Genomic DNA, 23,931 nt, shown 5'->3' on the forward strand with positions numbered 1-23,931 from the left:
TAAATACTCAGTTGCAATTTGATTAAAGGAAAAAAATTTGCAAGCTGCCATAGTAAGGTGTGAAAAGGCAGAACAGTGCAGGATGGATTTTCAGTAATATTGTATTATTATTGATTTGCGTATTTAATAGCATGGAAACTGCAGCTGAAAAATAACTATGAAGATCCAGTCGTATGTGGTTTTAAAGATTAAAATTCTGCGAAACTAGCCGAATGCTTCTCCAAGAAAAAGAATTATAGATGTTTAAATTATAATTATGATTAGAAGTCTGTTAAATGATTTATTGCTTTCAGTTTTCCTTTTAATTTCTACCGGCTTTTACAAAGACGGAAATTGCCGTGCCCAAACCAAACAAATCAATATTGAAACCGTAAAATGTAACAGTCGCACAAATCCGCTTGGAGTAGATATAAAAGAAATCGCTTTTAGTTGGATAATCACTTCAAAAAACCGCAACGTTTCTCAACGGGCCTATCAAATTTTGGTTGCCGAAAACAAGGCAGATCTAGACCGAGATAAAGCATCAGTATGGAATTCTAAAAAGGTAAATGATGCACAATCTATTTACGTAATCTATCATGGTAAAGCGCTTCAAGCCGCAAAAAGATATTATTGGAAAGTAAGGGTATGGGACAATAAAGGCAATATTTCAGCTTGGAGTAAGCCAGCTTTTTGGCAAATGGGTCTTTTAAAAACTGCCGACTGGAAAGGGGCGGATTGGATTGGATTTGATACTTTAGCAGTTGCGCAACAGATAGTCCCAGCTGTACACGGATTGGGAAAACCTGAATGGGGTTCTGGAAAAGATATCCTTCCACTGCTTCGAAGAACCATAAATGTCAATAGGCCGATAGAGCGGGCGACCATGTATATTTCCGGGCTCGGTCATTTTGACCTGAGCATAAACGGTAGGAAAATAGGAGATCATTTTTTAGATCCCGGCTGGACCAAATATGATAAACAGGCTCAATACGTTACTTTTGATGTTACGCAACAACTTTCGCAAGGTTTAAATACACTTGGAGTAATGTTAGGCAACGGGTTTTATTATATCCCAAGAGAGCGATACCGCAAAATTACAGGCGCATTTGGATATCCTAAAATGATCTGCCGTTTGGTGCTACAATATACCGATGGAAGTACAGAAAATATAATTTCAGATGATCAGTGGAAAGTGGCAGCCGGGCCAATAACATACAGCAGCATTTATGGAGGGGAAGATTTTAACGCCAATTTAGAAAAAAAAGGTTGGGACACACCGGCTTTTAATGCAAAAGGATGGAAAAAGGCAATCATCACAACTGGTTCACCTTTGCTTAGTTCCCAGGCGCAAGAGCCAATCAAAATTTTCGAGCGATTTAACACAAAAAAAATATCACAACCTAAACCAGGCGTGTGGGTGTACGATATGGGACAAAATGCATCAGCCATACCTCAACTATTAGTTAGCGGTAAAAAAAATGCTCAGGTAAAACTTACGCCAGCGGAGTTGTTAAATGATGATGGAACAGTTAACCAGTCAGCTAGCGGTCAACCAAGCTATTACCAATACACTTTAAATGGAGTTGGAAAGGAGAGCTGGCATCCACGTTTTTCTTATTACGGATTTCGATACGTGCAGGTAGAAGGAGCTGTCCCAGAAGGTAAATCGAATCCAGATTACTTGCCAGTTATTCATGAATTAACAAATTTACATGTGCGCAATTCTGCTGCCAGAATGGGCACCTTTAATTGTTCCAACCAATTGTTTAATCGCACCAAAACCTTAATAGATTGGGCAATAAGAAGTAACATGATGAGCGTATTGACTGACTGCCCACACCGCGAAAAGCTTGGTTGGTTGGAGGAGGCACATCTAATGGGCGCCTCTATTTCTTACAATTACAATGTGACAACGCTGTATGAGAAAATAACTGGTGATATGATAATTTCACAGACTTCGAATGGCCTAATACCAGATATTGCACCAGAGTATGTAGAATTTGATGGTGGTTTCAGAGATTCGCCAGAGTGGGGAAGTAGTGGCATAATTGTTCCTTGGTACACTTATCAGTGGTATGGCGACAGTCAAATACTGAGAGAAAGTTATCCTATGATGCAAAAATACATCAGCTACTTGCAGTCTAAAACGTCAGATAATATACTTACCCACGGGCTCGGCGACTGGTTCGATATTGGCCCTAAGAGTCCAGGAGAATCGCAGTTAACACCGAAAGGCATTACTGCAACCGCCATTTATTATTACGATTTGAGAATTCTTACAAAAATTGCCACCTTATTGAATAAACCTGAGGACGAAATTCGATATCAACATCTAGCAAAGGAAGTTCGCGCCTCTTTCAATAAAGCATTTTTTAATCCTAAAACAAAACAATATGCAACTGGTAGCCAAACCGCAAACGCAATGGCAGTTTATACTGGTTTGGTAAATGAAGAAGACAAGGGAGCGGTGATAGAAAATCTCGTCCAGGAAATTAAAGGTCGTAACAATGCTTTAACAGCAGGAGATGTTGGCTACAGGTACGTTTTACGAGTGCTTGAGGATGCCGGGCGATCGGATGTGATTTTTGATATGAATAGCCGTTTTGATGTACCAGGATATGGTTGGCAGCTCGCTCATGGTGCCACAGCACTTACAGAATCTTGGCAAGCGTACGGGTTCGTTTCAAATAATCACTTTATGTTAGGACATTTAATGGAATGGCTTTACAGCGGTCTGGCAGGTATAAAAGCAGCAAATAATTCTATTGCTTTTAAAGAAATAGAATTCAAACCTGCCGTTGTTGGCGACGTAACTTTTGCAAACGCGAGCTATAAATCGCCTTACGGAATAATCAAGTCTGCCTGGAAAAAGAAACAGACAGGGTTCGAATTTAATGTAGAAGTGCCGGTCAACAGCAAAGGAGTCGTTTATTTTCCCAACATCCAAAATAAGGAGGTAAAAGAAGAAGGAAGAAGTGCAAAAAATACAGTTGGTGTCGAATTCTTAAAGACGGAGAATGGCTTTTCAATCTTTAAGGTTGGCTCCGGAAGTTATTCCTTTTCTACAGATTGACAGAGCCCTTACAATATACGCAATTTCTAACTGGCTTTGCCGAGAGCAATCATCCATAAACATATAATTTTTTTTTTATAAATCTCAAATTGAAAAGGTGATTCCCGTTGTTTTAAATAAGAAGTTATACTGTTAGGCAGGTGTAATAAGACGTTCTTAATCAAACTTTTATTTTTGGTCATTTTTAATTTCGCTTATCTTCGTAGCAATGCATTTAATAAATAGCGACGAAAGCAAAGTTCATCCATTCGACTTTATCATTGAGGATTTCAATTTAAGAGATTTAACTGAAGTGTTGATTTTGAAGCATATCAATTATTCTATTTATGTTGATGAAACGAATTTTTTACGTTTAGTTGTTGCGCAAATCGAAGTAGATTTTGCCGCTTTCGCAGATTTAAACGATGCTCACCCGCCAGTTTTAATTAAGCAATCCCCAACACAAATAGTGCTCTCTTGCAGGTGTGAGCAAACGAAAAAGTGGCTATGTACGCACCAAGCTAGGACTTTGTTTAACATTTTAAAACGAGAAGAACTTCGCATATTTTTTGATGATCGGTTTCGAAAACAAAAAGTAAGAACGATTGCTTTTGCTTACGGACTGGAAAACGAGTTGAAGCTGGATGATTTTTTTGAGGTGATCCTAACCCAATCAACATACACAATCAAACCAATAACCCAACAACTTATCGCTTTTGGAACTGAAGAGCAGGAACAGTTGAAGGTAAGGCTGTTACCCGCGGCTAAAAAGAGAAATTTAGGCACTTTAGGAGCTTCAGAAAATTTAATATTGGTATTTGCCGAACATAAACATTTTAAGAGTTTAACAATCTCAATTTTGGAAACTCGGCGCTCGAAAAACGGAAAGTTGAAGAATCCAATCGACACGATTTCTGCAGCTTCCTTGGCATTGCATGCTGAAGAAAAGGACCATATCAGGTTTTTCAGCGCTGTAGCTAGTTTTGAGCAAAATTTTGACGAGGCAGAAAGTGAACAAAGACTTAATGCGCTTAAAATAATCGTTAAAAATCCTCTAGGCTTCGCTACCTATTTGCAAGATGAGCGGATGTTTCGAAATCCTCAAGATGCGTTAACACCTGTAAAAGTTTGCGCCAAACCTTTGGATATAAATTTGCTTGTGGAGCAAAAAGGTGATTTTTTTGAAATCACCGGTCATTTAATCGTTAATGGAAAAGCCCATGACTTTGATAAAGTGCAGCTTAAACTGCAGTATTTTGTCACTGTCGAAAAATCTCTATACCTCATTCCGCGATTGGATTTTCTGCGAGTAATAGGATATTTTAGAATGCAGGGTAACCGTTTGGCTTTGCACAAAACTAAATATGCAGCGTTTCAAAAAACGATCTTAATCCCCTTGGAAACAAGCATTAGGGTAAATTACGCCTATTTAAAACCTGCAACCAAAACCCAGATAGAAGAAAAGGGATTTGATTTGGAAGAGGAATGCCGCGTATATTTATCAGAGTCAGAGGAATTTGTGCTGATAACGCCGGTAATGGTTTACGGAAACATCGAAGTTCCTGTTCTATCGCGAAAGCAAATACAAGCAACAGATAAATTAGGTAAAATTTTTACGCTAGGGAGAAATGAAACGAAAGAACTTCAGTTCATAGCCAACGTATTGAAACAACACCCGTATTTTTACGAGCAAGAAACAGAAGATTCCTTTTACCTGCATCGAAAACATTTTTTAGAAATAGAATGGTTTTTGGACGCTTTTGAAACGTGGCGCAGCAAGGATATCCAGATATTTGGTTTTAATCAATTAAAAAACAATAAGTTAAATCAATTTAATGCAGCCATCAATATAGAGGTTTTAAGCGGAACCGATTGGTTTGAAACTAAAATGCAAGTTAAATTCGGGAAACAGCAGGTTGCATTAAAACATTTGCACAAGGCTATCCGGAACAAAAGTAAATTCGTTTCGCTAGATGATGGTACACAAGGTATCCTTCCAGAAGCTTGGATGGCTAAGTTTGCAGATTACTTTGCCGCTGGCGATGTAGTTGATGATTGTTTGCTCATTCCGAAAATTAGGTATAACGATATAGAACAGTTATACGACGGCTTTTTGCAAGATGAAACGTTGCGCAATGAGGTAACTCATTATCAAAAAAAGATTGATGCCGAGCCAAATACATCTGCTATAAGCGTACCAAATGCCTTAACTGCAACGCTTAGAGATTACCAGCACGACGGTTTAAATTTGTTGAATTTTTTAGACGATTTAAGCTTTGGTGCTTGTTTGGCAGACGATATGGGCCTTGGAAAAACCATCCAAATTTTAGCTTTTTTCCTTTCGCAGAGAGAGAAATATGGTCAAGTAACCAATTTAGTAGTTGTACCGGCTTCACTGATTTTTAACTGGAAAGAAGAAATTGCAAAATTTGCACCCTCGCTTACTTTAAAAATTTTGTATGGGCACGAGCGCAAACTTGATGTAGCAATGCTCAGCAATTATGAACTTGTGATTACGTCTTACGGTACGTTGTTATCTGACATCAATTTTCTGAAAAGTTTTAAATTTAATTATGTGGTATTGGATGAATCTCAAAACATCAAAAATCCATCTTCACAGCGCTATAAGGCAGCCAAGTTATTGCAGGCACGAAATAGAATCGTGATGACTGGCACTCCCGTAGAAAACAATACATTCGATCTATACGGTCAACTATCGTTCGCCTGCCCAGGCTTATTTGGCAGCAAACAGCAATTTTCTGATTTATATTCGACGCCGATTGATCAGTTTAGCGATGGAAAGCGGACAGCAGAACTGCAAAAACTCATCAAACCTTTTATTTTAAGAAGAACAAAAGAACAGGTTGCCAAAGAATTACCTGAGAAAACAGAAATTGTGTTGTATTGCGAAATGGGCACGCATCAACGGGAGGTTTACGAGGCAAACAAGAAGGAAATACAGGACTATTTGCTTGGTAGAGACGACGAAAGTTTGCAAAGGAGTACCATACACGTTTTGAAGAGCATCACTAAACTGAGGCAAATTTGCAATTCTGCAGAGCTATTGGGCGAAGGCAAAAGTTTCGTGCAAGCATCTTCGAAAATTGAGTTACTTTTAGAACAAATCGAGGCCAAAGCCGGACAGCATAAAATCTTAGTGTTTTCGCAGTTCGTTGGGATGTTAAATTTGATCAAAAAACAGCTAGAAATTAGAAACATTAGGTTTGAATTGTTAACCGGACAAACAAAAAATAGAGCAGAAGTGGTTAATAATTTTCAGAGCGACAAAAAGACTGCTGTTTTTTTAATTAGTTTGAAAGCAGGAGGAACGGGATTAAATTTGACCGAAGCAGATTATGTTTATCTCGTAGATCCTTGGTGGAATCCGGCGGTAGAGAACCAAGCAATTGACCGCGCTTATAGAATTGGACAGCAAAAAAATGTAATGGCTGTGCGATTAATCTGTCCCAATACCATTGAAGAAAAGATTAGGGATTTGCAAACAAAGAAAAAAAATTTAGTTAGTAATTTATTTCAAACAGAAGGCAACTTTTTTAAAAACCTAAGCAAGCAAGAGTTGTTGGGCTTATTGGAATAAAAAATTTAAAATTAATCAACTTCCAAAATATTGTTTATCCGGTTCTTTGGCTTTTTAAGTTTAAACCAAAGGCCGATAATACAGATTGCCATCAATATAAAATGATTGGCTCGACGATGCAAAAAACGCAAATGTTTATTTCCTTATAAGTGACATTTGATTGTGCTGTGGCCGATCTAGGTACAAGTACGCACTAAATAAAATACCCTGTTATAATCCAGTCGCATCTTAAATTTTTGTTTCTCGTTGTAAAATTATTTTTTAAAATTTCTGTCGATAAGTTTATCGAAACTATAGGTAGGATGGAGACCCATCTGTTTTTGGAAACCATAACATTTGTAAAAAGGCTATTCACAAAAATTGATGGAAAATAATTCAGCCCAATTGATTTTTTGATCCGATAAATTAAAAAGGAAACTTTATTCCTTCTACCGGTGTTACTTTCAGGGACAGTTTAGTTCAGAGGGGAAACAGCCGAAAATGGAAGACAAACATATTGTAATTGTAGGTGGTGGTTTTGCGGGAATAAATCTCGCGAGATATTTGGGAGAGGAAAAAGGGATAGTGGTCACTTTGGTAGATCGCAATAACTATAATTTTTTCCCTCCGTTGCTTTATCAAGTCGCCACCGGTGTATTAGATATTTCTAGCATCTGCATTCCGTTTCGAACTTTGTTTAAAAAGACAGAAAATTTACGTTTCAGATTAGGCGAACTTGAAGAAATAAAAGCTGAGGAAAATACACTTTTGCTTTCAACTGGTGATCTTAAATATGATTATCTGGTTATTGCTACAGGAACTAAAAGTAATTTTTTCGGAATGAAAAATGTCGAGGATAAATCGCTTCCTATGAAAACAGTAGATGAAGCAGTAGTGCTTAGAAATTATTTAATTGGCGAAGCCGAGCGCTATACGTATGTTAAAGATGAGTCTGAAAAGCGCAAAATGCGGAATATTGTTATTTCTGGAGCAGGGCCTACAGGAGTTGAAGTTGCCGGAATGATTGCTGAAATGAAAAATAACATTTTGTCAACCATTTACCCCGAACTTGATGGGAAAAAGTTAAATATTTATTTGGTAGATGGCGCACAATCTGTACTTCCGACCATGCAGGAGAAGTCTCAAAAATATTCCAAAGAAATTTTAGAGAAGATGGGTGTGCATGTAAGGTTGAATAAAATGGTTTCGGATTATAGGGGTGATAACGTTTTTTTTAAAGACGGGGATGTGATCGAAACAAAGACCTTAATTTGGGCGAGTGGGGTAATTGCGCCCAAATTTAAAGGTTTACCTGAGGAGAGTTACGATAAGGGAAATCGACTCAAAGTGGATAATTTAAGCAAAATAGAAGGAACGGAAAACATTTTTGCCATCGGTGACAGTTGCATCCAAACTTCAGATCCAGACTATCCAAAGGGTCATCCGCAACTTGGTAGTGTAGCCATGCAGCAGGGCAAAGCAATGGCAAAAAACTTTATCGCCTTGGTCAGAAATAAAAAAACCAAACCATTTAATTATTTAGATAAAGGAACAATGGCCATTATTGGGCGCAGTAAGGCTGTGGCTGATTTAACTTTTCCAAAAACTACGTTGACAGGTTGGTTGGCATGGATGGCGTGGTCGTTAATTCATTTGGTACTACTCGCAAATTATAGAAATCGTTTTAGAACTTTATCTAACTGGGCCGGGGCTTACTTTGCTCAAGGTCAGGCACAAGGCATTATGATTGGGGAATCAAAAAATAGTCCACTCATTAAAGTTCAACCTCAAATCGATAATTTAAGAATTTAGGAACATTTTTGCTTTTTACAATTTTATAGGATAGTTTTTCTTCTAAGAAATTTGGCTTTTCCATCTTTGATTCTACTGCGGCTTTTGTATAAAACACGATTTTAGAGGGATGGTTTGTAGCACAAGCATTATAGATTTTACCAAAAGCACCTTTTTCTATGATTGTACAAGCAATGCCAATTGCGTCCTTTTGATGGATCATATTTACCGGCGCTAGTCCATTTGGTATGTTTTTTTTCCCAGCAAAAAAGCGACCTGGGTTTCTTTCAGGGCCAATTAATCCAGCAAATCGAATAACTGTTGCTTGGTTAGGACGGAGTTTTCTTAGAATGGTTTCGGCGGCTAAAACCAATTTCCCTGAATCCGTTTGCGGATCCGTATCACTTTCCTCATCAACGGTGCTGTTCTGGTCGCCGTAAACACTTGTAGAACTTATAAGCACTATTTTCGTGCTTGTGTTGGTCGTGTTGATGATGGATTCAATTTTCTTTGGATAATCGATCAGCTCTAATGATTTTCGTTTAGGTGGGATGCAAATAAATAAAACATCGGCGTCAAAAAAATCTCGGTTGCTCCGGGTTCCATCCGCCGAGAAATCGATAAGAAATGGCACAATTCCTACCTGCGAAAATACGTCAAGTTTTTCGGCAGAAGTAGTTGAGCCTTTAACGGAATAACCTCTTTTAAGAAGTTCGATCGCAAACGAAAATCCAAACCAGCCACAGCCTAAAATAGAAATTTTCTGATATTTTTTTTGTGTAACAAGCATTTCGAAGATTTAATTAAACTTATTTTGAATCGGTTCCCAATTGATAACAAGCCCGACACCGCGGTTCGTAACTCTCTTTTTCGCCTACCAAAATCGTGCTGTTGTTTAAAATAGTCCTGTAACTATATAATGCCGGATTTCCGCAGCATACGCAAACCGCGTGAACTTTTGTAACATGCTCTGCAATGGCCATTAACGCCGGCATGGGACCAAACGGTTTACCCGCAAAATCCATGTCTAATCCTGCAACGATAACCCGAACGCCTTTTACAGCTAGCTTGTTGCAAACGGTAAGTAATTCAATGTCGAAAAATTGTGCTTCATCAATGCCAACGACCTGCGTATTGGCCCCAAGCAATAAAATGGCAGAAGAACTCTCTACTGATGTAGAAATAATAGAATTGGCATCATGAGATACAATATTTGTGTCATGATATCGGTTGTCTGTCCGTGGTTTAAATATTTCTACATCAAGCTTCGCTATTTGTGCCCTTTTTAATCGGCGTATCAATTCTTCTGTTTTCCCAGAAAACATCGATCCGCAAATCACTTCTATGCTTCCTGAAAATTCGCCTCTTCTCCTAAAATTTTGTTCGCTAAATAACATACAAATATGGATTCCCTAAAATGTGCATAAACTCTTTTAATCTTATGTTAAAACCTAAAATGCTTCAAACGCTTTCGATTACAAGAGATAAACAAATGCGTTAAGCCAACAAATATCATTATTAAGTGTTATTTTTGAGGAGATACTTATCAACATAAATCGGCGAAAAAATCTATTTAAAAACATGATGACGCAACAAGAAATTTTTAATAAGATCGGCAATATTTTAGCAGAACTGAATCAACAATATGAATATTTAGCAAGGGATAGCAATGAACTGAATGATTTGGAGGTCGAGCTATTTTTAGCAAATGCTGATTTTCTTGCAGATCATGTGAAAATTATCCAAAAGTTACATATTTCTAATCTAAAAAATGAGCAAAAGATCAGCGAAAAGTCTATAACCGAGGTGATGCACATTGTCCCTTCCGCACTGTCGCCGGAGAGCGATAATGGTGCTGAAACCATGGCTCTTGAAGAAATAGTAGCGGCAGAGCAGGAAGAAGAGCGAGTAGACATTCAGTCAAAAATTGAACGCGAAGAGGAAGAGCAAATTCATGAGAAGGTAGCAGAAAGTAAGAGCGATGATTTTTTTAAGCCCGATCTAGATGATCGTTCATTCGAATTTGAATTAGAAAAAGTGGTTGCCGCTAGGGGTGATGTGAAAGAACACGAAATGGCGGCGCGTGAAAACGAGCTCCCGCAGCTGCATGACGAAGTTTCTGAAGCCATGGCAATTGAAGAAGATGAAATTGGCCCAGAGCCGTTTTTAATTCATGGAGCTGATGAAGAAAGTGTCGACGTTGATATGGACAGTAACAATTCTTTTGAGCAAGAGGAAGTAGAAAAGGAAGAAGTTGCACCCGAGCCCATTTCGTCTCCACAAAAGGCAGAACGTAGCGAGCGAAATGGAATTGATTTGCAAGGCAGTTTGACCGGTTCATCAGGTGCAAGCAATGTTCCAAGTTTTAGTCCTGAGGTAGTGCGGACAGCACCTCTTGCCAATATTTTTGAGAAAAAAGAAGGAACCACGTTGAATGATTTGCTGGCAAAAACAAATACTAAACCGAGCGTAAGCCAAAAAGCACCGATTTCAGATTTGAAAAGTGCCATCAATCTAAATGAAAAAATGCTCTTTATAAAAGACCTTTTTGGCGGGTATAACATGGCCTACAGTGAGGCCATCGAGTTGGTAAATAAAATGACCACTTTTGAAAATGCCGAAAACTTTCTGCGTAATAATTATTCGGGCAAAAACAATTGGGCAGGCAAGCAGGGTACAGTAGATCAATTCTATGAACTGTTGCACAGAAGATTTGATAACTAGAAACTTATAAGCGCCTAAAATCCAAATTTTTTTCGGCCATTTTAGTAAAAATGAAAAAGTCGTTTAAAAATCGTTTTAAGAAATTTATCGACTTAACTGAGACTGAGGTTCTGAAGATTTTTTCACTAAATTAAGTGAAAAATGCATTTAGAAGCGAAGAAAAGCTGCCGCTGATATCGGTAACTTGGTAATTTTTGTCAAAAATTTAAAGGCGTATTTGAGCTGCTACACTTTCACCACATTTTTGGTTCGCTCGGCTTTTGCTGTTCGTTTTCGAAAAAGGCATCTATTTTGAGGTTTTTTGTGTCTTTGCCTGCGGCAACCGCCAAGCTGTCGCAACGTTCGTTTTCTGGATGGTCGTTATGGCCTTTAATCCATGTAAATTTAACCTTGTGGAGTTTATAAACGGAGAGAAATCTTAGCCACAAATCCTTATTCTTCTTGCCAGCAAAATTTTTCTTTACCCAACCAAAAACCCATTTTTTTTCCACTGCATCCACCACATATTTAGAATCAGAAAATACTTGTACTTCTGCCCCGGAGGTTTTAATTGCTTCTAAGCCTGCTATAACTGCAAGTAGCTCCATCCGGTTATTGGTGGTCATTCTGAAACCACCGCTCAATTCCTTGTAATGTTCTCCAGCGCGCAAAATGGTCCCGTAGCCGCCAGGCCCAGGGTTGCCACTTGACGAGCCATCTGTATAAATTTCTATCATGTTGTTGCAAAACTAAGATTGCTAATCAAAACAACCTAAGTATTTCCAACAAACGTTGCCATAAAAAATCAATTTTATTGACAGTTAAGCGCTTACAATAAATTTAATAGCGATTTTAAAAGAATAGTTGTAAGAGATTTTAAAAGTCGTACTTTTGTAGCAGAAAAAAACACGGTGGTTGTAGCTCAGTTGGTTAGAGCACTGGTTTGTGGTGCCGGGGGTCGTGGGTTCGAGCCCCATCATCCACCCATCGTCGGGGGAAAAAGTCAAATTTTAAGATTTTTCCCCCTTTTTTATATCCTTGTAACTTCTTGTTTTTCAGTTAGGTTATGGCTGCAATACTGTTGAGGTTTGTGCTTCGATACCCATCTTTGTCATAAATCAACATTCAATTAAAATAAATCGGCAAAAAACATACCTAGTAAAAAACTTTCAAATTTCTCTACTAGGGATAAACACTACTCAATGGTTCATGGTACAAAAATCTGTAAAAATAGATTTTTTGAATGGTAAGGTTTAATGTCCATGAGAGAAACCTTTATTTGTAAGTGGGAAGATCCTCTACACAAATATAATTTCCTTCTCCAAATGATTTTAGAAGACCATGTTCAGTATTATGCTCCATGTCGTAAACGGCATAGATAATAGACTGTAACTTATCATAGTTGCTTTTCTTGAATTTTGTAAGTGCAGCGTCGAGCATTGACTCCGTAAATAGAAGATCGTTTTGAACCATAAACACGATTTTACGATAACTATTAAATATTTCTATTATTTTATTTTCCTTTTCCATCACTGTCACGCAAGTTAAAAATTTTATTTATTTGATTAAATAAGCATCTTGTCCATCCGATAAAGTTTTATTATGACCGCCTATAAATCTGCTCTTCGGGATGTTAAGCTTGCGCATCCCGAACGGTAGATCATACTTATTTTTGAATCCACTTTCTCGGCCGGGAGTCGTTTCGTGAAGACACGAACCAAGGACTCAAGCATTTAGCCATTCGCTTTTAGTGAGTCTGACTAGCCCATTTCGAACGTAGACAATTAAAAACCTGTATCATTACCGCACATATGTTGTATCAGTATCGAACGGTAAAATTCTTTTTAATTATATAAAACACTATTAAACAATGTTTTATAGTGGTGGCATAATATTCACGCATGTTAGACAGAATTAATAGACAAGCTGCACTTTCAATGGTTAGCGCTTAAAAGTACTTGGTGCACAACGATGCAAAATAGACTTCATAGGCTAAAGATAAAAGAGCAGATCAACATTGCAAAAAAAACACTATCAAAACATCTTATAGATTTAAACCAACCCTGATAAGCTAATAACAATACGTACGAAAATGTTTAAGAATTACCTTAAAATCGCTTGGCGAACCATCTGGAAAAACAAAATATTTTCCTTGATTAACATCATTAGTCTCTCTATAGGAGTTAGCGCTTCGATGGTTATTGGGATGATGGTTTATTTTGAAAGTACTTTCGATACTTTTCAAAAAGATGGAAATCTTATTTATCGAGTAACCACAAACTTCATTGGCGACGGTGATGTGGGCTATAGTTCTGGTGTGGCCGTTCCACTTACAAAAGTATTTGGAGACGGGATGATTGGAGTACGATTAGCGAGCACGTTTTTTCAGGCTGAGCCGTCCAAAGTACAAAATAAAACTGCCGAAACGATCTTTAAGAATCCCGAAAATGTAATTTACGCCGACAATAATTATTTTAAACTTATTAATTATAGATGGTTGGCTGGCGCTCCTAATACTGCCCTGACGTTACCCAATGAAGTGGTATTGACTGCCAGTAGGGCACAGAAGTATTTCCCTAAACTAGCGCCCACACAGATCGTTGGAAAAACGTTGGTTTACAATGATTCTGTCAGCACTAAGGTTGCAGGTGTCGTGGCCGATCTATCAAAAAGAACTGATTTTAATTTTAAGGAATTTATTTCTTTAAAGACGGGTTTTCAATCAGAATTGAGACGAGATTTTACAAGCGATAATTGGAACAGTACCAATTCGGCCACGCAGTTGTTTTTAAAACTAATAAATAGTAATAGCGTAGATGCGGTAAAAAACCAATTGCAAGTTCTGGCAAGAGCCCATCAATCTGAGGAGGCAAAGAAGTATGGTTCCAGACGAGATTTTCAATTGCAACCTCTAAACGACATCCATTTTAATGCCAACTATGGTTCTTTTGAGTCGAGCGAATCGCAAGCTAGTAGAAAAGTATTAATGAGTTTGGTACTTGTGGCAACTTTCCTATTACTGTTGGGTTGTATCAACTTTATCAATCTCAACACTGCCCAAGCCGCTCAAAGGGCGAAAGAAATAGGCGTTCGTAAAACTTTAGGAAGTTCTAAAAAGCAATTGATGTTTCAGTTTATGGGAGAAACTTTTTTCTTGACTTTTCTATCAACACTCGTTTCTTTTTTATTGGTGGCGCTGCTGCTCAAACTATTTGCTGACTTTCTCCCGATAGGTTTAACGTTTTCGCTGTTGTCAAACCCAACAATCATTTTGTATGTAATTTTGTTAGTCATTATAGTTTCAATCTTATCGGGTTTATATCCGTCATTCGTGCTAACGCAGTTTAGGCCTATCTCTGTATTAAAGGGACATACAAAGTCAGGATCGGGCAAATCGACGGTTCGCCAATCATTAACGGTGTTTCAATTTGTGATTGCGCAAGTTTTTATCATGGCCACGCTGCTTGTCGGGAAACAGATTCATTATTTATTGAACAAAGACATGGGATTTAAAACTGCAGCAGTTGCATATGTTAGAACTCCGTGGTCCAATCAAGACTTTAATAAACGAAGGTTATTATTGCAGAAAATAAAAGACATTCCGCAAGTTAATTTAGCTAGTTTGGGTGGAAATGCACCTGCATCGGGCAATACTCATTCTACCGGAATAGACTTCAAAGACGGAAAAAGAGAAGTGCATACAGAACTCCAATTTTTGTATGGAGATACGAGCTATCTTAACCTCTACCAATTGAAGCTTTTGGCAGGAAGGAATTTAATTTCAGACACCACGAAAGAACTTGTAATAAATGAAGCTTTGATGCGAACACTGGGCTTTAAAAATCCACAAGACGCGATCGGAAAAACTATTTTTGATGGGAACAGCAACAAACAAAATCCAATAGTCGGGGTGGTTGCCGACTTTAATCAGCGCTCTTTGAGGTCGGGTATTCTGCCTATGGCTTTAATTGGCGATTGGGGCAGACATTGGATGAGTCAGTTTCAGTTTGTTCACATTGCGCTGCAAAAAGAGCATCCTGAGAATTGGGCGGCCACAATTGACAAAGTAAATAAGGCATGGAAGGAGGTTTATCCAAGCGAAGATTTCGAATGCACTTTTGTGGACGAATCCATAAAGAAATTCTACAAAAGTGAAACAAGAATGGCATCACTTTTAAATTGGGCAACAGGTTTGTCTATTCTCATAAGTTGTTTAGGTTTACTGGGGTTGGTTATTTACACCACCGAAAAGAGAACCAAAGAAATTGGCATCAGAAAAGTTTTGGGAGCATCGGTGGTACAACTTGCAAAACTGCTTTGTTTAGATTTTCTGGGCTTGGTAGGATTGGCATTTGTCATTGCTTTACCAATTGCATGGTGGGGCGTTAACAAGTGGATTGAAGATTTTACTTACAGAACAACACTTAGTTGGTGGCTATTTCTGATTAGTGGGATAGGTATGATTTTAATTGCTTTACTTACCATGAGCTTTAAAACATTAAAGACCGCTAATGAAAATCCCGTAAAAAGTTTAAGAAACGATTAGCACAAGGGCTGTAAAGCAGCATTTACAGCTTTGGAAAAGAAAAGGACAATCACTGCTGCGGATGAGAGTTTCTGATTGGCAGAATTATTATTTTAGCTATCAACTTTTTAACGATTTTTATGTGGCCATTTTAAAACGTTATGTTTCTCATCATCATTGTAATGATGGGTATTCCCAGTTCTATCAGCTATTGATTTAATTCTTATATTTTTTGATGTCATGCGCCTGCTAATTCTTAGTTAACGCTAACGCTTTAATAACTATGAATCTAAATTTAACGGTTGCGACCATCTACCCGTGACGCTATTAATTGCTCGCAAAGTCCGAAGGACAATGTCATGCCGTTACCGCCTAGTCCGTTGATGATGGTTACACCGGCTTCTGCGTCTAAAATAAGTTCGGTTTGGCCATTGGTCATCTTTGCATAAGTTCCATTCCACGTTTGTATAACACGACTATCTTTCAAATTTGTGAACGTTTTAAGATAGTTTAATATCATCTGATTGATAAAATCTTTATCAAATGGATCATGTACAGCTCCATATTCATGGGAGTCGCCAACGGTGAGCTCGCCGATTTGATTTTGAGCTACCATTACGTGTATTCCCCACTTCAAATGGTCGGGATATTGTTGTTCGTAACGTTTACGAAGTGCTGTTAGAGCGGTTGCTGATTGAAATCCTGGATAATGAATCAGACTTAAACTGCCACATAAGGCTGCGCCAATGCGCCAATTGCCCGGTTGGGTAATCAAGCGCATCATTTGCAGTTTACATTTTGTTATCTGTTGTTGGGCAAATAATTCCGGATAGAGTGTTTCAAACTCGATGCCGCTACAAATAAATATTTCGTCGGCATGCCAACACTGGCTGCCTGATGTTACTTTGTTGCTTTGTATTTGGCTTATCGCCGTATTCCAATGAAAATGTACGTCGTATTTTTCGGTCAAGTAAGAGGCAATAGTTGCAATGGAAGCTCGGGCTTCTACAATCATTTCCGTTTCGCTCCACAGTGCGCCTTTTAAGCCGAGTACATTTACCCCCGGCGACTTCTTTAAAGTTTCTGATGGCGTGAGCAAACTACAGTCTCTTTTGCCTTCGTTAACGGCCGCATATTGCTCCATTACGTCCAACTCATCATTTTGATAAGCCAAATGTAATGAACCGACTTCATCGCACCATATATTGGCTTCCTCACAAATCTGTTTCCAAATGCTGCGCGATAACATGGCTCGATCAAACAAAGGTCCGGTAGGCTGTCCAATGGGCCAAACCATCCCAAAGTTGCGAATAGATGCCCCAACCGCACGTTCGTTCCTTTCAAAAACGGAAACCTGATAGCCTCTCGTTGCCAGGGCGCGCGCTGTCGCCAGTCCGACAATTCCTGCACCAATTATTATTGCCGATGGTTTGCTCATATCGTAGAAAAATTAAGATCGTGTTCGGCCGCTGGTTTTTTACGTGCCGATTGAAAAAAGTAGATAAAAGATAAGGAAGCACAAACTCCTCCAACTATAGCAACTGCCATTACGCCTTCCTTAAAAAAGTCGCCCCAACTGATGTTGGGGCGGCCCAATTCTTTTACCAGTAATACAGTTACGCTTCCTAAGTAACCCATGGAGTCTGCGATGTACATGATAAACCCTACATTGCTCTTATAGCGAAAGGTTGCGATCATCCGTTCAAAGAAAATGGCATTGTAGGGTACATATCCAAGATATAGTCCTAAGCCGGCCATCGTCATCCAAGATACAGGACTTATCAATTGTTGCGAAAACATAAAAGTTGATACGCCAACCAATGCACATCCCGCAATAATGAACACGTGGATAATGCTAAAAGCACGTAGGTTTTTCTTCACCAATATTAAAAGACTCATCGCAATCAGCACAACAACTGATATCCGCGTGTCTATTCGGGCGTATATATTCTTATCATGTATGCCCAAACTGTTCCAGATTTCTACTTCAAAGTTGTCCCTAATATCTCTCATCACAGTAAGCAACACATAGACAATGAGGGTAAGTATAATGCCTGGTAAAAAACGAATGATAAAATTTCTTCGCTCCGTTTTGTTCATCGGTAAACGTTCTGCACGCATCACCTTGTCTTCGGCAGTTTGCGGGGGCATCAATTCAAGGATAAAGACAAAAAATATAAGTGGTATGGCGAATAATGCACCTGTTAAAAACGGCATGTTATACTCGCTTACGTGGTAGGTATGTATGAGGGTTTGCCCGATTGTTTTCACGAAACCCGATCCAAATATTAAGCTAATAGAGAGCACTGCCGCCATAAATTCGGTCGATTTCCTGCCTTCCAAGTAGCCAAATATTAAGCCCCATATTAACCCAAGCGGAAAGCCATTAATAAACAGGAATAAAATGTTGTATGGCGCCGGGACTAAAGCAAAGCCCGATAAGGCAAGCCATGCAATTCCTACCAACATTAAAATGGTTAAACCTCGCTTTGCGCCTCTCATTTCGGCAATAAATTTGATGCCGTAAAACTTACTTAAGGTGTAGCCTACAATTTGGGCAATCACTAACCAAACCTTATAATCTATGTGCAGGTACGTTTCTCCGGGGTAAGTGCCGGCCGCAAACGCCTTGCGAAAAGCATACATAGATGTATATGCGCCAAAAGCAGAAATTGCGGCTGTTATTGCTATAAAAGCGTAAGGCAACTTAGCTACTCGCGCTTTAAGTCGGAGAATAAACTGCATGGCAGGTTAAATAATGATGCTGATTACATCTGCAATGTCATCTATAATATGCGTAGGCTTATAAGGCTCCAGTTGTAGTCTGGAAAAGGCGCCAGTGGTTACCGCAATAACATATTTGCAACCCGCATTTTGCCCTTCGCGCACATCAACTTCAGTATCGCCAACTTTCGCAACTTCCTGCGCATCTGTTAGGTTAGCTAAATGCATCATTTGGTGGATCATGGCAGGATCTGGCCGACCGTTTGGTACCTCGTCAGACCCTATGAGGTAATCAAATAGCCCTTTTTCTCTCCACTGCAAACGTTCAATTATCGTGTCTGCGATGTTTTTGGAAAACCCTGTATTTATACCGATTTTAATCCCACGGGCTTTCAACTGCTGCATGGTTTGTTCGGCGTTCGGTAGCGCTTCGATTAAAGGTGTCTGCTGATAATGTTGAATCATCAGTTTTACAAATTCCTGATGGATGCCACTTATTAACTCCGAGGTTATTTTAGCAGGATCCGGCTCGACATCTTGCAACATTTTAGTTATTGCTACTTTTTTCTCATAACCCATTAAAGGGTTAATCATTTCGTTACTGATGAAGTAGCCGAATTTTTCGAGTGAAGATCTGAAGGTATTTGTTACCTCATTTGGGTCTTTGACCGTAGTTCCGGCCATGTCGAAAACAACAAGTTTAATGGGCATTGCTAAATTTTAAATGTTTAGCAATATTAAACTATGTTTATTAATAATAAACTAACTTAAGGTTAAGTTTGGATTAAGTTTATTCGTTCTCCTCAAAAAAATAGATCACCATCATAATTGCCTTTTTCAAGCCTATATTTTTTGGAGTATGTGGCAATCGACCATCGAACAACATAGAGTCTCCTTTGTTTAAGATGTAGGAGACCTCGTCAAATACATATTCTATCTTACCTTCAATTATATATTTGTATTCGTAAGCGTTCGTTTCTACCATTGGACGTTTGGCATTTGGAGCCAATTCTAATAGTACAATGTCAACAGTAGATTTTTTAATCGATTGGGTAAATATTCGGTGATAATGAAAACCTTCTGCGTCTTCCTTTTCAAAATATTCATACTCGGCCTTTTTTCGAATGATGAGTGGAAAATTTTTACCGCCAGCGTGGATGTCTTTGAAAAATACTTTCATATCAATCTCTAACCCCTTAATAATGTCTATCAAAACCATAAGAGAGGGAACGGTACGGCTGTTTTCTATCTGGGAAATAAGGCCTTTACTCACATTGGCTCTGGAAGCCAATTCTTGTATGGTGATGTTTTTTTCCCGCCGCCTAGTTTTTATCCGGTTACTGATCTGTATCAGCACATCGTCTTCCATCCGTCTTAGATATTTGTTTGAACACCTGTAAAGTAGATAATAAATTTAAACCTGACAAAATATTTAGATCAAACTAATTTTGGGAGGATGATATGTTGCAGATTTAATTTTAGCATAATATTGCTTGATTTACTTTTGCTGGAAAAAAAACATGTCGAAAGGTAAATGTAATGCTGAGCAAATTGTAAACGAGATTTTTGCTTTATATAAATTGCACGGCAACGAAGATTATATCGGAGAACCTGTTTCGCAACTTGAGCACATGTCTCAAGCAGCAGCTCTTGCGGCAGCAGAAGGGAACGACGACGAAGTTGTTCTGGCCGCTTTCTTTCACGACATCGGTCACCTTTGTGTTACAGAAACTACAGGGAGCATGGATGGGATGGGTAACGTAGACCATGAGCAGCTAGGCGCAGATTATTTACTTGAGCGGTGTTTTTCCGATCGAATAGCCAAACTTGTTCAAGGACACGTAATAGCTAAGAGATACTTAACTTATAAAAATCCAGATTATTTCGAAAAACTTTCAATGGCAAGTAAAGCCACACTAAATTTTCAAGGCGGTCCAATGAGTGCAGCAGAAGCGGCAGCGTTTGATCTCGATGCAGATGCTGCTTTAATGATTCGAATGCGGTATTGGGATGATGAAGCAAAAACACAGAACCTCCCAATTGATAACCTGATGCATTTAAAGAAAATGGCCATCAATCATCTTAAGCAACGTATGTAAACTCCACTGTTAATTTACATACACATCTATATGGCTATTTTGTTACCATTTCTGCCTATCCTTAATTTTATCTAAACAAATTCATAAAGTTTAATTAACCTAAACTTTATTTACAAATAATAAACAAAGTCTAGTATTGCTGCAAATTAAAATCAAATTTTTAACAAGAGATTTAAATAGCAGATGAAACAATTTTACCCAAATTTAAAACGGCTTTTTATACTATTTGTATGCTGCCTTTCGCCCATTTTTTTGTTTGCTCAAACAAAAATTACAGGAATTGTAAATAATGAAACCAAGCCTTTACCTGGAGTTAGTGTGATGCTTAAAGGCACAACTCTGGGAACAACTACCGATGTTTACGGTCGGTTTACCATCACTGCAAATACGGGGCAAGTGTTGGTCTTTAAGTTTTTAGGTTTTACTTCGCAAGAGGTTATCTTAAGCGCTGAAAGAAACATAGTTGTTAATCTAGTCGGCGATAATAAAGTCCTCACTGATGTGGTTATAACCGCATTAGGTGTTAAAAAAGAAACTCGTCGCGTAGGTTACGCTGTATCTACAGTGAAAGGTGAAGACCTTACGCTTGCACGAGATCCAAACCCTATTGCTGGTTTAATTGGTAAAGTTGCAGGGTTAACTGTAGGCCCTTCGGCAGAGTTGTTAGGCAATCCAAATGTAAGTATTCGTGGAAATAGCATATCATTATATGTGGTAGATGGTTTCCCAATAAATACAGATACCTACAATATAAGTCCAGATGACATTGAAAGCTACACAATTTTAAAAGGTCCTGCAGCAGCTGCTTTATATGGTAATCGTGCCTCATACGGCGCCATTCTTATAACCACAAAAAAGGGAAACAAGAATAAAAAAGGCTTAACGGTTGATGTCAACAGCAGTACAGTAATAAATTCAGGCTTTCTAGCCTTTCCTAGATTGCAGCATTCTTATGGGGCGGGAGAAAATACTTTTTATGAATTTGTTGATGGAAAAGGTGGAGCGCCAGGTGGCGTAGATGCAGATTATGACATTTGGGGGCCATATTTTAATGGACAACTTATTCCCCAATATGACAGCCCGGTTGTTAACGGTGTGCGTCAGGCAACGCCTTATACTGCACGTGGAGCAGACAACTTAGCCAATTTTTTACGCACAGGCTATCAAACCAATAACAATATTGCGTTAAGCGCTAATGGAGATACCTATAACGTCCGTTTTTCTGCTTCTCAGCAACATCAAAACAGCTATATCCCTGCGCAATACTTAGACATTGCCAATGCAAATATCTATGCCTCGTTCAACCCAAACCCTCGTTGGAAATTTGAGGGAAATGTTAATTTCAACCGTCAATCGACAGATAATTTTCCGGATGTATCTTATGGTCCCAACAGTTTAATTTATGGAGTAGCAATTTGGACCGGTGCCGATTGGAATGTAAATGCACCAGACATAAAAGCGATTTGGCAACCTGGTAAAGAAGGTATACAACAGCAATTTGCAGAATATACGCGCTACCACAACCCTTGGTTTATGGTAGAGGAGTGGACACGCGGCCATTATAAAAATGATGTATATGGCTATCTTTCAGGTAATTATAAAATTAACGATCACTTGAATGCAACGCTGCGTTCGCAGATAGATACCTATAATATCTTACGTACCGAAAACTTGCCGTTTTCGGCCCATCCTTATGGGAGGGAAGGCAACGAGGGCGACTACCGCGAAGACAGACGAGAGCTGTTCGACAACAATACCGAGTTAATGATTAATTACGATTATACAGTTAAAAAATTCTTGAACCTTTCTGGTCTGGTAGGTGGTAACATGCGCAACCTTTCATACAATTCAAGCTGGGTATCTACAGATTATTTAAATGTGCCTGAGGTCTATTCATTTAGCAATTCAAAAAACCCAATACAAGCAACAAGCTTTAATTCTGCCATGCGCGTGCTCAGTGCTTATTATTCATTAGATGCAACTTTTGGTAAATACGCAACGATTTCTAGTACTGGGCGGATCGATAAATCTTCGGCTTTTCAATTGCCAACAACCTATTACTACCCAAGTTTATCGATGGCCACAGTTGTATCTGATTATGTTAAATTGCCGACACTGGTCACCTTCTTGAAAGCGAGAGCTTCCTACTCCAATATCCGCTCGGATGCTACATCGACCACTATCGGGCCTGCGCCATACAGCTCTATAACCGTTTTTGGTGGCGGTACGGGTGCTTCTCTTTTTAACAACCCGCTTGGTTATGGCACTACGTACACATCACCATACAATGGACCCGATTATTCTTTAAATTCGACTTACAGCACCAACAAGCCCTATAATAGTCAAACATCTGGATATGCATCAGATTATTTATTTCAAAACGGAATCAAAACCTCAACTAGGGTAAATTACGAAGAAGGGTTTGACGTCAAATTTTTGAGAAATCGATTGGGCTTCAGCGGCACCGCTTTCCAATACATTGATGGTCCGCGTATTTTGCCAAATGCAATATCTACTGCTACAGGCTATACCATCGAATACATCAATGCGTTAAAAACCAAAAAAACCGGTTATGAGGGATCGCTTAACGGAACGGCAATAAAAACGGATGGTGGTTTTAGTTGGGATATTTTATTAAATATAGCCAACTACAAAGAGGTTTATAAGGAATTGCCTGCAGGTCAAGATACTTACGCAACTTTTTTTAAAGCTGGCGACCGTACAGATAAATTGTATGGAACTGCATTTGTACGTAGCCAGGATGGGCAAATTATAAACGATGCCGCCGGCAAGCCTCTAACCAACCCCGTACGACAGTATTTAGGTAATGAAACTGCCGATTACAATTGGAGTACTTACAATAAATTTCAATACAAGAATTTTAGTCTTGGTTTCCAATTTGATGGTGCGGTGGGTGGTGTCATTATAGATTACATGCACAATAAAACCTTACGTGGTGGGTCCAATATCGAAACCGCAGAAGGTGCAATTGGGGCGGCTCGTTACCAAGACTGGTCTAATTTTGGAAAGGTAGGTTATAATGGCAGCTATGTTGGAGAAGGTGTTGTAATATCTAACAACACTTCAATTAACTATGATTCTAAAACAGGTGCTGTACTTAACTACGAAAGCCTGCAATATGCGGCCAACACAAGCAAGGCGCTGGTACAAGATTATGTAAGCAAGTATTACAACGTTGATGAAGCAAACCTGATGAGTAAAACCTTCTCAAAATTACGCGAAGTGACGGTAGGTTTTAATTTCCCAAAGCAACTGCTTCAAAAAACATTTATAGAAAAAGCATCGGTCTCCATTTATGGACGAAATCTGCTTTACTTCTACAAAGACAAACGTTTTAAGGATGTTGATCTTGACCAATATAACTATGCCACTGCATCAACCGGTTTACAATCACCAACGGTACGCAGCTATGGCCTTAACCTAAATGTATCATTTTAATAAAAGCGGAAAAGCAATA

Annotated in this window: 15 protein-coding genes and 1 tRNA gene; 8 read left to right on the top strand and 8 right to left on the bottom strand. The window is 38.7% G+C overall.

Annotated elements, in window-relative coordinates:
* Window positions 1-256: 256 nt before the first annotated feature.
* The 3 genes from ACVWYG_RS16070 to ACVWYG_RS16080 all read left to right on the top strand — a co-directional run bounded on the left by ACVWYG_RS16070 (window position 257) and on the right by ACVWYG_RS16080 (window position 8,423).
* Complete coding sequence (locus ACVWYG_RS16070; RefSeq protein WP_457271523.1) at window positions 257-3,055, top strand: family 78 glycoside hydrolase catalytic domain; 2,799 nt, start codon at window positions 257-259, stop codon at window positions 3,053-3,055.
* 208 nt (window positions 3,056-3,263) lie between these two features.
* Entirely contained in the window at window positions 3,264-6,632 is a 3,369-nt protein-coding gene (locus ACVWYG_RS16075; protein ID WP_457271525.1) for a DEAD/DEAH box helicase, read from the top strand.
* Between the two features lie 480 nt (window positions 6,633-7,112).
* The gene (locus tag ACVWYG_RS16080; protein ID WP_457271527.1) at window positions 7,113-8,423 is read left to right on the top strand and encodes an NAD(P)/FAD-dependent oxidoreductase; all 1,311 of its coding nucleotides are present in this window, start codon (window positions 7,113-7,115) and stop codon (window positions 8,421-8,423) included.
* On the opposite strand, the gene ACVWYG_RS16085 is transcribed toward ACVWYG_RS16080, so the two are convergent.
* Both ACVWYG_RS16085 and ACVWYG_RS16090 read right to left on the bottom strand, forming a co-directional pair.
* Window positions 8,386-9,192 (bottom strand): NAD(P)-binding domain-containing protein, encoded by an 807-nt coding sequence (locus tag ACVWYG_RS16085; RefSeq protein WP_457271529.1) that lies wholly within the window; start codon window positions 9,190-9,192, stop codon window positions 8,386-8,388. The two genes, ACVWYG_RS16080 and ACVWYG_RS16085, sit on opposite strands and share 38 nt — an antisense overlap.
* Before the next feature lie 19 nt (window positions 9,193-9,211).
* The gene (locus ACVWYG_RS16090) at window positions 9,212-9,799 is read right to left on the bottom strand and encodes a thymidine kinase (RefSeq protein ID WP_457271531.1); all 588 of its coding nucleotides are present in this window, start codon (window positions 9,797-9,799) and stop codon (window positions 9,212-9,214) included.
* A gap of 184 nt (window positions 9,800-9,983) precedes the next feature.
* On the opposite strand from ACVWYG_RS16090, the gene ACVWYG_RS16095 reads away from it, so the two are divergent.
* Entirely contained in the window at window positions 9,984-11,126 is a 1,143-nt protein-coding gene (locus ACVWYG_RS16095; RefSeq protein WP_457271533.1) for a hypothetical protein, read from the top strand.
* Between the two features lie 233 nt (window positions 11,127-11,359).
* Here the strand turns inward: ACVWYG_RS16095 and rnhA are convergent, their stop codons facing one another.
* Window positions 11,360-11,842, bottom strand: a complete 483-nt coding sequence (gene rnhA / locus ACVWYG_RS16100) for a ribonuclease HI (RefSeq protein WP_457271535.1) — start codon at window positions 11,840-11,842, stop codon at window positions 11,360-11,362.
* Between the two features lie 174 nt (window positions 11,843-12,016).
* On the opposite strand from rnhA, the gene ACVWYG_RS16105 reads away from it, so the two are divergent.
* Window positions 12,017-12,090: transfer RNA gene (locus ACVWYG_RS16105), tRNA-His, on the top strand.
* A 290-nt stretch (window positions 12,091-12,380) separates the two neighbouring features.
* On the opposite strand, the gene ACVWYG_RS16110 is transcribed toward ACVWYG_RS16105, so the two are convergent.
* On the bottom strand, window positions 12,381-12,635 hold the full coding sequence (locus tag ACVWYG_RS16110; protein WP_457271537.1) for a hypothetical protein: 255 nt from the start codon (window positions 12,633-12,635) through the stop codon (window positions 12,381-12,383).
* 562 nt (window positions 12,636-13,197) lie between these two features.
* Between ACVWYG_RS16110 and ACVWYG_RS16115 the strand changes: the two genes are divergently transcribed.
* Window positions 13,198-15,651, top strand: coding sequence for an ABC transporter permease (locus ACVWYG_RS16115; protein ID WP_457271539.1), 2,454 nt, complete (start codon window positions 13,198-13,200; stop codon window positions 15,649-15,651).
* 274 nt (window positions 15,652-15,925) lie between these two features.
* On the opposite strand, the gene ACVWYG_RS16120 is transcribed toward ACVWYG_RS16115, so the two are convergent.
* From ACVWYG_RS16120 to ACVWYG_RS16135, 4 genes are all read right to left on the bottom strand, one after another.
* Window positions 15,926-17,068, bottom strand: coding sequence for a TIGR03364 family FAD-dependent oxidoreductase (locus ACVWYG_RS16120; RefSeq protein WP_457271541.1), 1,143 nt, complete (start codon window positions 17,066-17,068; stop codon window positions 15,926-15,928).
* Window positions 17,065-18,375, bottom strand: a complete 1,311-nt coding sequence (locus ACVWYG_RS16125; RefSeq protein WP_457271543.1) for a DUF5690 family protein — start codon at window positions 18,373-18,375, stop codon at window positions 17,065-17,067. Before ACVWYG_RS16125 ends, ACVWYG_RS16120 begins: the two co-directional genes overlap by 4 nt.
* 6 nt (window positions 18,376-18,381) lie before the next feature.
* Window positions 18,382-19,065 (bottom strand): HAD-IA family hydrolase, encoded by a 684-nt coding sequence (locus ACVWYG_RS16130; RefSeq protein ID WP_457271545.1) that lies wholly within the window; start codon window positions 19,063-19,065, stop codon window positions 18,382-18,384.
* A gap of 79 nt (window positions 19,066-19,144) precedes the next feature.
* Window positions 19,145-19,723, bottom strand: coding sequence for a helix-turn-helix domain-containing protein (locus ACVWYG_RS16135; protein ID WP_457271547.1), 579 nt, complete (start codon window positions 19,721-19,723; stop codon window positions 19,145-19,147).
* A gap of 151 nt (window positions 19,724-19,874) precedes the next feature.
* Here ACVWYG_RS16135 and ACVWYG_RS16140 point away from each other — a divergent pair, with 151 nt between their 5' ends.
* The gene (locus tag ACVWYG_RS16140; RefSeq protein ID WP_457271549.1) at window positions 19,875-20,453 is read left to right on the top strand and encodes a phosphonate degradation HD-domain oxygenase; all 579 of its coding nucleotides are present in this window, start codon (window positions 19,875-19,877) and stop codon (window positions 20,451-20,453) included.
* Between the two features lie 183 nt (window positions 20,454-20,636).
* Window positions 20,637-23,912 carry a SusC/RagA family TonB-linked outer membrane protein gene (locus ACVWYG_RS16145; protein WP_457271551.1) on the top strand — a complete coding sequence of 1,092 codons (3,276 nt, stop codon included), beginning with the start codon at window positions 20,637-20,639 and terminating at the stop codon, window positions 23,910-23,912.
* Window positions 23,913-23,931 lie beyond the last annotated feature (19 nt).

The organism is Pedobacter sp. UYEF25 (assembly GCF_054061655.1).

What these genes read in the sequence shown, in the direction of transcription:
- ACVWYG_RS16070 (WP_457271523.1), top strand. Translation starts at nt 257, where the DNA reads ATGATTAGAAGTCTGTTAAATGATTTATTGCTTTCAGTTTTCCTTTTA.
- ACVWYG_RS16075 (WP_457271525.1), top strand. Translation starts at nt 3,264, where the DNA reads ATGCATTTAATAAATAGCGACGAAAGCAAAGTTCATCCATTCGACTTT.
- ACVWYG_RS16080 (WP_457271527.1), top strand. Translation starts at nt 7,113, where the DNA reads ATGGAAGACAAACATATTGTAATTGTAGGTGGTGGTTTTGCGGGAATA.
- ACVWYG_RS16085 (WP_457271529.1), bottom strand. Translation starts at nt 9,192, where the DNA reads ATGCTTGTTACACAAAAAAAATATCAGAAAATTTCTATTTTAGGCTGT.
- ACVWYG_RS16090 (WP_457271531.1), bottom strand. Translation starts at nt 9,799, where the DNA reads ATGTTATTTAGCGAACAAAATTTTAGGAGAAGAGGCGAATTTTCAGGA.
- ACVWYG_RS16095 (WP_457271533.1), top strand. Translation starts at nt 9,984, where the DNA reads ATGATGACGCAACAAGAAATTTTTAATAAGATCGGCAATATTTTAGCA.
- rnhA (WP_457271535.1), bottom strand. Translation starts at nt 11,842, where the DNA reads ATGATAGAAATTTATACAGATGGCTCGTCAAGTGGCAACCCTGGGCCT.
- ACVWYG_RS16110 (WP_457271537.1), bottom strand. Translation starts at nt 12,635, where the DNA reads ATGGAAAAGGAAAATAAAATAATAGAAATATTTAATAGTTATCGTAAA.
- ACVWYG_RS16115 (WP_457271539.1), top strand. Translation starts at nt 13,198, where the DNA reads ATGTTTAAGAATTACCTTAAAATCGCTTGGCGAACCATCTGGAAAAAC.
- ACVWYG_RS16120 (WP_457271541.1), bottom strand. Translation starts at nt 17,068, where the DNA reads ATGAGCAAACCATCGGCAATAATAATTGGTGCAGGAATTGTCGGACTG.
- ACVWYG_RS16125 (WP_457271543.1), bottom strand. Translation starts at nt 18,375, where the DNA reads ATGCAGTTTATTCTCCGACTTAAAGCGCGAGTAGCTAAGTTGCCTTAC.
- ACVWYG_RS16130 (WP_457271545.1), bottom strand. Translation starts at nt 19,065, where the DNA reads ATGCCCATTAAACTTGTTGTTTTCGACATGGCCGGAACTACGGTCAAA.
- ACVWYG_RS16135 (WP_457271547.1), bottom strand. Translation starts at nt 19,723, where the DNA reads ATGGAAGACGATGTGCTGATACAGATCAGTAACCGGATAAAAACTAGG.
- ACVWYG_RS16140 (WP_457271549.1), top strand. Translation starts at nt 19,875, where the DNA reads ATGTCGAAAGGTAAATGTAATGCTGAGCAAATTGTAAACGAGATTTTT.
- ACVWYG_RS16145 (WP_457271551.1), top strand. Translation starts at nt 20,637, where the DNA reads ATGAAACAATTTTACCCAAATTTAAAACGGCTTTTTATACTATTTGTA.